Origin of the sequence: Devosia elaeis (assembly GCF_001650025.1) — a bacterium.
GTDB lineage: Bacteria > Pseudomonadota > Alphaproteobacteria > Rhizobiales > Devosiaceae > Devosia > Devosia elaeis.
The window spans coordinates 1-8585 of sequence record NZ_LVVY01000082.1; the positions used below are offsets into that span (position 1 = coordinate 1).

General features: G+C 65.9%; 7 protein-coding genes. 4 read left to right on the plus strand and 3 right to left on the minus strand.

Annotated elements, in window-relative coordinates:
- Positions 1-240 precede the first annotated feature (240 nt).
- Positions 241-1191 (plus strand): ring-cleaving dioxygenase, encoded by a 951-nt coding sequence (locus A3840_RS09650; RefSeq protein WP_067455498.1) that lies wholly within the window; start codon positions 241-243, stop codon positions 1189-1191.
- A 567-nt stretch (positions 1192-1758) separates the two neighbouring features.
- On the opposite strand, the gene A3840_RS09655 is transcribed toward A3840_RS09650, so the two are convergent.
- Together A3840_RS09655 and A3840_RS09660 are read right to left on the minus strand one after the other, a co-directional pair.
- Positions 1759-3753, minus strand: coding sequence for a vWA domain-containing protein (locus A3840_RS09655; RefSeq protein WP_067455501.1), 1995 nt, complete (start codon positions 3751-3753; stop codon positions 1759-1761).
- Positions 3750-4301: an RNA polymerase sigma factor gene (locus A3840_RS09660; protein ID WP_067455512.1), complete on the minus strand. Its 552-nt coding sequence runs from the start codon at positions 4299-4301 to the stop codon at positions 3750-3752. Before A3840_RS09660 ends, A3840_RS09655 begins: the two co-directional genes overlap by 4 nt.
- A 112-nt stretch (positions 4302-4413) precedes the next feature.
- Between A3840_RS09660 and A3840_RS09665 the strand changes: the two genes are divergently transcribed.
- A complete protein-coding gene (locus A3840_RS09665) occupies positions 4414-4599 on the plus strand; it encodes a hypothetical protein (protein ID WP_067455504.1) in 186 nt (61 codons plus the stop codon).
- Positions 4600-4757: 158 nt separating this feature from the next.
- On the opposite strand, the gene mnmA is transcribed toward A3840_RS09665, so the two are convergent.
- On the minus strand, positions 4758-5909 hold the full coding sequence (gene mnmA / locus A3840_RS09670; protein ID WP_082903790.1) for a tRNA 2-thiouridine(34) synthase MnmA: 1152 nt from the start codon (positions 5907-5909) through the stop codon (positions 4758-4760).
- 254 nt (positions 5910-6163) lie between these two features.
- On the opposite strand from mnmA, the gene A3840_RS09675 reads away from it, so the two are divergent.
- The gene (locus tag A3840_RS09675) at positions 6164-7642 is read left to right on the plus strand and encodes a flagellar hook-length control protein FliK (protein WP_131798293.1); all 1479 of its coding nucleotides are present in this window, start codon (positions 6164-6166) and stop codon (positions 7640-7642) included.
- Between the two features lie 12 nt (positions 7643-7654).
- The gene (locus A3840_RS09680; RefSeq protein ID WP_067455510.1) at positions 7655-8386 is read left to right on the plus strand and encodes a flagellar hook assembly protein FlgD; all 732 of its coding nucleotides are present in this window, start codon (positions 7655-7657) and stop codon (positions 8384-8386) included.
- The last annotated feature ends 199 nt before the right edge of the window (positions 8387-8585 follow it).

The window sequence follows — 8585 nt, forward strand, 5'->3', positions numbered from 1 at the left end:
GTAAACCACACTTCCTCCACACAAGCCCGAGGGTGACGATCCAGGGGTGGGGTAGTTCAGTGACCCGCTGATGGACTCCCTCCCCATCCCCTCCCCTCAAGGGGGGCAGCATCGCGGAACCGTCCATCGTTCGACAATCGATACCAATCCGTTGCGATTGTCTTGCTTTGCAACGAAGGATGCCGACCATACATTGCTTGTCGAACACGGCGCATCGACGCCGCATGAGGAGCTAAGATCATGACACTCGAACTTGGCGGCATTCATCATCTGACGGCGGTGACCGCCGATGCGCCGCGCAATTTGAAATTCTACACCCAGACCCTGGGCATGCGCCTGATCAAGAAGACGGTGAACCAGGACGATACCTCGGCCTATCACCTGTTCTATGGCGATGGCGTGGCCTCGCCCGGGGCGGACCTGACCTTCTTCGATTTCAACACCCTGCGCGAAACCCGCGGCAACCACACGGTGGGTCGCACCGGCCTGCGCGTGGACAGCCAGGAAACGCTGCAATGGTGGAAGGAGCACCTCGAGGCCAACCAGGTCTCCACCTCCGGCATCAAGGAGCGTTTCGGCCATGTTTCGCTCGATTTCGAGGATTTCGAGGGCCAGCGTTTCCGCCTCGTCGTCGATGACAAGAACACGGTGATCCCCTGGGCCAAGTCGCCGGTGCCGACCGACAAGCAGATCATCGGCCTTGGGCCGATCACGCTCTCGGTGCCGACGCTGGAGCCCACCGATGCCATGCTGACCCGCGTGATGAACATGCGCCAGGTGCGGCATTATCCGGCGCGCGAGCGCAATGGCGAAGTCTTCGTCTATGAAATGGGCCCGGGCGGCCCGGCGGCCGAACTGCATGTCTCGGTCGATCCGAGCCTGCCCCGCGCGCGGCCCGGCGCCGGCGGCGTCCACCACGTGGCCTTCCGCACCCCGGACCAGCAGAGCCTGCGCGAATGGATCGACCGGGTGAATTCCTTCGGCATCCGCTCCTCGGGCGAGGTCGAGCGCTTCTATTTCACCTCGCTCTATTTCCGGGAGCCGAACGGCATTCTGTTCGAGATCGCCACCGACGTGCCCGGCTTTGCCGCCGACGAGCCGATGGAAAGCCTGGGCGAGACCCTGTCACTGCCCCCCTTCCTCGAACCGCACCGCGCGCAAATCGAGGCCGGATTGCAGCCGCTGGACTAGGCGGTTCGGGTTTAGCTGGAATCACGGCTCTTTTGCTTGGCTCCCCTTAAGAGGAGACACCCCACCACGGATCGTCACCCTCGGGCTCGACCCGAGGGCGTTTGCAATACTCCCAAAAACAAAGAACCCTCGGGTCAGGCCCGAGGGTGACGATCTGGATGGGGCTGGAATCACGGCTCTATCGCCCTCTCCCCCTAAGAGGGAGAGGGGTTACCTAGGGTGCGTCAGTTTGTGACTTTTCACGATGTCATCCCGCGAAAGCGGGGACCTCCGTTACCGATACAAGGGCGTAAACAGGGGTTCCCGCTGTCGCGGGAATGACTCCGTGGGTAGGGAAAGCGTCCAACGTAAACACTCCGCTCTTCCTCCAGGGCTATCGCATATGGCCAGTTGTCTCGTGCTTGCCGTCACCCCCTCCCATCCTCCCCCATCAAGGGGGAGGTGCCGCATCCAGTGTGGGGCAGTATTGGCGTCTCATACGCCGGCCCGGCACCCTCCCCCTTGCGGGGAGGGATGGGGTGGGGGATGGCCCCTTCGATCTTATCGGCCCATATGCGACGGTCCTGCTTACCGCGAAGCCGAACCATCCGGCTTCAACAGGGCGGCCATGTCCAGGAGGCGGATGAATTCGGCGCGATAGCCGCCCTCGTCGGCGCCGCGGCCGGCCTGGGCCAGGGCTCTGATCTCGGCCCAGTCCATGGCCGTGCCATAGGCGCTGGATTTGAGCTTCTGCCCGAAGGCGGCCACAGCCGCAGCGAATTGGGCATCCATGCCCGCATCGGCGATGTCGTCATAGACCACCTCGGGCGTTACCGGCACTTCGAGCAATTGGCTGACATCGCTGCCCGGCAGCTTGTAGCGCAGCTTGAGGAAGGCCAGCTCATCCCCGCCCGCCGGTGCCGATGCGGTGCCATAGCGGAGCGGATCGACCTGCCCGGCTCCGGCCGGGGTGATTTCGTAGAGCGCGGTGACGCTGGTGCCGGCGCCGACCTCGCCGGCATCGACCGCGTCATTGTTGAAATCCTCGCGATTGAGCGCCCGGCTTTCATAGCCGATGAGGCGATATTCGGCGATCCTGGCCGGATTGAACTCGACCTGCACCTTCACATCGCCGGCAATGGTATGCAGCGTGCCGCCGATCTCCTCGACCAGCACCTTCCTGGCCTCGGCGAAATTGGCGATATAGCTGGCATTGCCGTTCCCGTTCTGGGCCAGGGCCTGCATGGTCGCATCGTCGAGATTGCCGCGGCCGAAGCCGAGAACGGAGAGGCCGATGCCGGTCCGGCGCTTGTCGGATATGAAGTGCTTGAGCTTTTCGGGATCGTCGATGCCGACATTGAAATCGCCATCGGTGGCCAGGATCACCCGATTGGTGCCGCCCTCGATTTTTCCCTGTTCGGCCAGCGAATAGGCCAGTTCGATCCCCTCGGCGCCCGCCGTGGAGCCACCGGCATAGAGCTGGTCGAGCGCCGCCATGATCCGCGCCTTGTTGTCGGCGCTGGTCGGCTCCAGTGCGATACCCGCGGAGCCGGCATAGGTGACGATGGACACCGTGTCATTGCCCGAGAGCTGGTCGAGCAGGAGGCCGAAGGCACGCTTGAGCAGCGGCAGCTTGTCGGGCTCGTCCATCGAGCCGGAGGTGTCGATCAGGAAGACGAGATTGCTCCTGGTATCGGCCAGGACCGGCTCGAAGCCCTTGATGCCGATCTGCAGGATCTGCGTCTTCTCGTTCCAGGGCGTGGGGAAGACTTTCACATCCGGCTGGAAAGGCGTGTCAGCGCTTTCCGCGGGGGGATAATCATAGGGGAAATAATTGATCAGCTCCTCGATGCGCACCGCGTCGCGATCGGGCAGATAGCCGTCTTCCAGCATGCGGCGCGTATAGGCATAGCTGGCCGTATCGACATCGAGCGAGAAGGTGGAGACCGGCTCTTCCGCCGCCACTTTGAGCCGCTGCTCGTCGAAGCCGGCAAAACTGTCCCCGCTCGGCTCCGCCATGCGGCCGGGCGAAGGCATGACCATGCCCTGCGGCCCAGCGCCGCCAATGGGCAGCGCCATGCCGTCGGCCTGCTTGGCGCGATTGAGGATGCTGGCCGGGGGCGCCGGGGCGATGGCGGGCGCGGATTCGGCCATGACCATGTCCTCGGCCATTTCCGCCGCCGGCGCCGGGCTGGGCCGGGGCGTGGCTTGGAGGCCCTCCGGCGCCACGGCGACCTCGCCATCGGCATCGGCCCGCATGGCCGGCTGCTGGACGGGCCGGGCGCTTTCGGGCGTCAGCGCCGTGGAAGTGTAGAGCTGCACGCCGAGCGGCAGCACCAGCAGCGCCAGGGCCGCGGTGCCGATGGGAAGACGCATATCCATGATCGAAATCCTTCTGAAGGAAGCGAAGATGGACATGAGACGCCCGCCGGGATTCTTTCCTTTGGGTGCGGCGGCGGATTTTTTGGCCTGTTCGGCATCGAAGGCATTGCGGGCAGCGGCCAGCGCCCGGGCACGCGCCTCCGGGCGCGGCGCCGGCGGGACCGCTTTCAGGCTCTCGAAGGGATCGGTGTCGTGGTTCATAGCAGAACCCTCAATGTCTTGCGGGCCTCGTGCACATGGAAGGAGACGGTGGCCTCCCTTATGCCCATGATCGCGGCGGCCTCGGCATGGCTCAATTGCTCGGCATAGACCAGCAGCACCGCATCGCGCTGCTTTTCCGGCAGGCGCCGCACCGCCGACCAGAGCTGGCGGCTGGTCGCGGCTTCCTCCTGCTCGGCCTGCTGGTCGGCGGGGGTGATTTCGGCATAGGCATCCGCATGCCGCCCCCGCCGCGCCCCGGCCCGCTGCCAGTCGCGCACCGCATTGAGCGTGATGCGGTAGACCCAGGAGGAAAAGGCGCTGCGCCCGTCGAACCCGGCAATGGCCTGTCCCAGCTTGACGCAGACTTCCTGGGCGATGTCCTCGGCATCGTGGCGATCGCCGCACCAGCGCCAGGCGGTGCGGTAGATGCCGTCATAATGGGTTTCGACCAGCTCGGAAAACGCCGCCGCATCGCCATTGCGGGCACGCGCGACCAGCGTCTGCAGGAGCGCGGCGTGGTCCGGCGGGGGTGCGGCGGTCAGTCCCATCATCTGTGCATGCACGTTTTGCCTCTCCGGGCTATTCTAGAGGCTAAGACGGCGCGGCCGCGCCTTTCCTTTGGCCAGTGCCCAGATTTTTTTGTTTTGCTGAAGGCCCGCCATGACGGACGAGAAAAAAGGCCCCCTCGGCCTCAACCGCACCCGCATCTTCCTGCTCGCCATGGGCGCGCTGGTCCTGGTCATCACCGTGTCGATGATGATGGGGGGCCTGGGCTCCTACAACGCGCTCAAGGAAGCGGCGAACGCGGCGAAGGAGCCGACGGCGGAGCAATTGAGCGGGGATTAAAGGCGAAGCCACCTCTCCCTTTGGGGGAGAGGTCGACGCGAAGCGGCGGGTGAGGGGGCCTTCCCCAATTCGGTGCTGATCGAAAGGCCCCCTCACCCGGCTTGCTACGCAAGCCGACCTCTCCCCCAAGGGAGAGGTAGATCGGCGCCTCGAAAGAGCTAAGCCACCAAGGCCTGGGGCACGGCTTCGGCGATGAAGCCGCCGCCCAGGACCTGGCTGGTGGCGCTGTCATCGGCGTAGAAGACGCAGGCCTGGCCGGGCGAGATGCCGTATTCCCCGCTGACCAGGGTGACATAGACCGCCCCGTCGCGCATCTGGATCACCGCCGGCTGCGGGCCCCGGGTGGAGCGCACCTTGACCTCCACCGGCGCGCCATTGCCGGCGCTGGCTTCCCCGAGCGGCAGATTGCCCAGCCAATTGACGTCGCGCAGGCGCACCGTATGGGTCTTGAGCGCTTCGCGCGGCCCGACGATGACGCGGCCGCTGCGATGATCGAGCTTGACCACATAGAGCGGCTCGCCGGCGGCGATGCCCAGGCCCTTGCGCTGGCCGATCGTGTAATGAACGATGCCCTCGTGCTCGCCCAGCACCCGCCCGTCCATATGCACGATCTCGCCCCGGCTCAGGGCCTCGGGATGCATCCGGGCGATGATATCGGCATATTTGCCCTGCGGCACGAAGCAGATGTCCTGGCTGTCATGCTTGTCGGCAATTTCGAGGCCGAATTCGCGCGCCAGTTCGCGCACCTCGGCCTTGCCCATGCCGCCCAGCGGAAAGCGCAGGAAATCGAGCTGTTCCTGGGTGGTGGCGAAGAGGAAATAGGACTGGTCGCGGTCATTATCGACCGGCCGGAACAATTCCCGCCGCCCATCCGCGCCAAGCCGCGTCTGCACGTAATGGCCGGTGGCCAGCACATCGGCGCCGAGATCGCGGGCGACCGTCATCAGGTCGACGAATTTCACCGACTGGTTGCAGGCAATGCAGGGCACCGGCGTTTCGCCCTGCTGATAGGCATTGGCGAAGGGCTCGATCACCGAGGCCTTGAAGCGCTCTTCATAGTCGAGCACGTAATGGGCAATGCCCAGCTTGGCGGCGACGCGGCGGGCATCGTGAATGTCCTGCCCGGCGCAGCAGGCGCCCTTGCGGTGAATGGCCTCGCCATGATCGTAAAGCTGCAGGGTCACCCCCACCACTTCATAGCCCTGGCGGGCGAGCAATCCGGCAACGACGGAGGAATCCACGCCCCCGGACATGGCGACGACGACGCGCGTGTCCTCCGGGCGCTTGGCGATATCAAGCGAGTTCAGCATCTTTCTCGTATCCGGTTGGGGTCAAGGGCCAGCGGAAACTGTGAGGCGGGGTTCTACGCCCAAGGGGCCGCTCTGTCCATTCCCGCCCGGCAGCTTTTGCCGCCCGGCGGCAGCTTTGCACCGGCGCCCTGACGGGGACCGGGCCTCACCCTTCGTATAAACATTTGAAAGATAACGGTTTTAGCAAAGAGCGCGGTTTGGCAAGATGCTTGCATCGCTTCTGCCGGATCAGTCTGTTTTCAAGGGCGCCCGGCGTGGCATCACATTTGACCATCATCAGCGGACCCGCCGGCAATGTCGGCAGCCGGCCCTTCGGCGGCCCGCAGCCGGCGCGCGACGGCGAAGGCACGCCCGGCTTGTTCGCCTCGGTGCTAAAAAATAGGGCCGAAACGGCGCCGTCGGAGACCGGCGCCCGGACCGGCAAGGCCGCCAATGCCAATGGCCGCACGGAAACCACGGCGCCCAAGGACAGTTCTGGCAGCGACGGCACCGACCAGGCCCTGGCCGCCAGTCTCGACCTGCAGGCGCCCGATGCATCCCCCGCCGATCCCGCGCCCATGGTCGGGCTCGTCGAGGCGCTGACCGCGCTCAAGGCCAGCCTCGATAGCGGGGCGACGCCCGATCCCGAATTGCTGGCGCGGGTCGAGGAAGCGTTGACGAGCCTGGCCGACGCGCTGGGGCTGAACCTGGCCGAATTGCCCTTGCCCGAGGATTTTGCTGCCCTGCTCGAACAGACCAAGGGCGCCGAAACCGGCCTTGCCGGCGCGCTCAACCTGCTCCTGGGCCCGCTGGCCGATCCGGCCGCCGCCAATGGCACGGCCGCGCATGACCAGGTCAAGGCGCTGACCGACAAGCTCGCGGCCCTGCTGGCCGCGCTCGAAGCCGGCGCGGTGCGCGAAGAAAAGCTGGCCGCCAGCGGCATGAAGCCGGGCGCGCCCATGGCCGAAGAGATCGAAACGGCTTTGGGCCGCTTCGCCGCCACCCTGTCGGCGGCAATACCCGAAGAACCCGCGCTGGCCCCGCCCAGCCTCAAGGCGAGCGAGCCGGTCCTGACCGGCAAGCCGGCCCAGGCCGAGGCCCAGCCCGCCGCCAGCGGCGATGCGGTGAGGCCGGATGAGTCATCCGGCCGGCGCGAGGACCGGCCGGCCGGCACTGAAGCGCCCAAGCCCCAGGCCGCCGCCGGCCTTGCCGAGGCCGAGGCCGATGTCGCGCCGCCCGCATCCGCCCAGGCCCAGCAGCAGGACGCCGCGACCATCCGCATCGAAGCCGGCCCGCGCGTCGTCCAGGCCGGCTACCAGACCAGCCAGCAGCAGCTCAACCTGCCGCAATTGGCGTTCGAACTGGCCCGGCAGGTGCAGGACGGCAATACCAGGTTCCAGATCCGCCTCGATCCGCCAGAACTGGGCCGCATCGATGTGCGGCTCGACATCGACAAGGCCGGCCAGGTCCATGCGCGGCTGACGGTGGAGAAGGCCGAAACGCTGGACCTGATGCAGCGCGATCAGCGGGCGCTGGAACGCGCCCTGCAGCAGGCCGGGCTCGACGGCAACAAGACCAGCCTGGAATTCTCGCTCAAGCAGAACCCCTTTGCCGGGCAGGACCGCCAGCAGCGCGAGGACGGCCCGGCTGCCGCCGGGAACGCGCCGGCGGGCGCCGAGGCGGACGAGGTTCCGCCCATCGTCAATCTCTATCGCGGCAGCCTTCAGGCCAGCGGCGTCAATATCATCGCGTAAGGAGCGGGCTTCATGACGGTTGCAGGAGTTTCCGGGTCGGGCAGCGCCAACAATACCTCGCGCCAGACCATCGCGCAGAATTTCGACACCTTCCTCAATATCCTGACCACGCAATTGCGGAACCAGAACCCGCTCGATCCCCTGGACACCAACCAGTTCACCCAGCAATTGGTGCAGTTCACCGGGGTCGAACAGCAATTGAAGACCAATGATTTCCTCGAGGCGCTGCTGCTCAATACCCAGAGCACGGCCCGCGCCGACGCCGTCTCCTATATCGGCAAGGAAGTCACCGCCAGCGGCAAGACCGCCGAACTCAAGGATGGCGGGGCCTATTGGACCTATAATGCCGCCGCCAATGTCGCCAATGCCACCGTGACCATCAAGAACGCCGCCGGCAGCGTCGTCTATACCGAGGCCGGCTCGCTCAATGCCGGCGCGGGCGCCTTCCTGTGGGACGGCAAGGGCTCGGACGGCAATATCCAGCCCGACGGCGTCTATACGATCGAAATCAAGGGCACCAATCTCAACGGCAATACCGTGGCCGTCTCCACCAATTCGGTCGGCATCGTCACGGCCATCGATTTCTCCGGCCCCGAGCCGATGCTGACCGTGGGCCGCAACAAGATCGCGCTCAAGGACGTGACCAATGTGCGCCTCGTGTCCGAGACCACCCCGCCCCCGCCGGCCGAGGAGCCGGATGAAGGCGGCGAGGATGGCGGGGACGAGGAAACTCCGGCGGCATAGGGGGGTGTCGGGCCGGCGTTTGCCGCATGATTTCGCCACCCACCGCTCGTCACCCTCGGGCTTGACCCGAGGGCGTTCGGGGGGCGAGCCACTGCCGTAGCGCGTGTGGTGACCGGCCCTTGCGTCAGGCCCGCGGGCGGTTTGAGGGGAGGCCGACGAAGAAGAACCCTCGGGTCGAGCAACCGTGGATGGTTAGGCG

What these genes read in the sequence shown, in the direction of transcription:
- A3840_RS09650 (WP_067455498.1), top strand. Translation starts at nt 241, where the DNA reads ATGACACTCGAACTTGGCGGCATTCATCATCTGACGGCGGTGACCGCC.
- A3840_RS09655 (WP_067455501.1), bottom strand. Translation starts at nt 3,753, where the DNA reads ATGAACCACGACACCGATCCCTTCGAGAGCCTGAAAGCGGTCCCGCCG.
- A3840_RS09660 (WP_067455512.1), bottom strand. Translation starts at nt 4,301, where the DNA reads ATGGGACTGACCGCCGCACCCCCGCCGGACCACGCCGCGCTCCTGCAG.
- A3840_RS09665 (WP_067455504.1), top strand. Translation starts at nt 4,414, where the DNA reads ATGACGGACGAGAAAAAAGGCCCCCTCGGCCTCAACCGCACCCGCATC.
- mnmA (WP_082903790.1), bottom strand. Translation starts at nt 5,909, where the DNA reads ATGCTGAACTCGCTTGATATCGCCAAGCGCCCGGAGGACACGCGCGTC.
- A3840_RS09680 (WP_067455510.1), top strand. Translation starts at nt 7,655, where the DNA reads ATGACGGTTGCAGGAGTTTCCGGGTCGGGCAGCGCCAACAATACCTCG.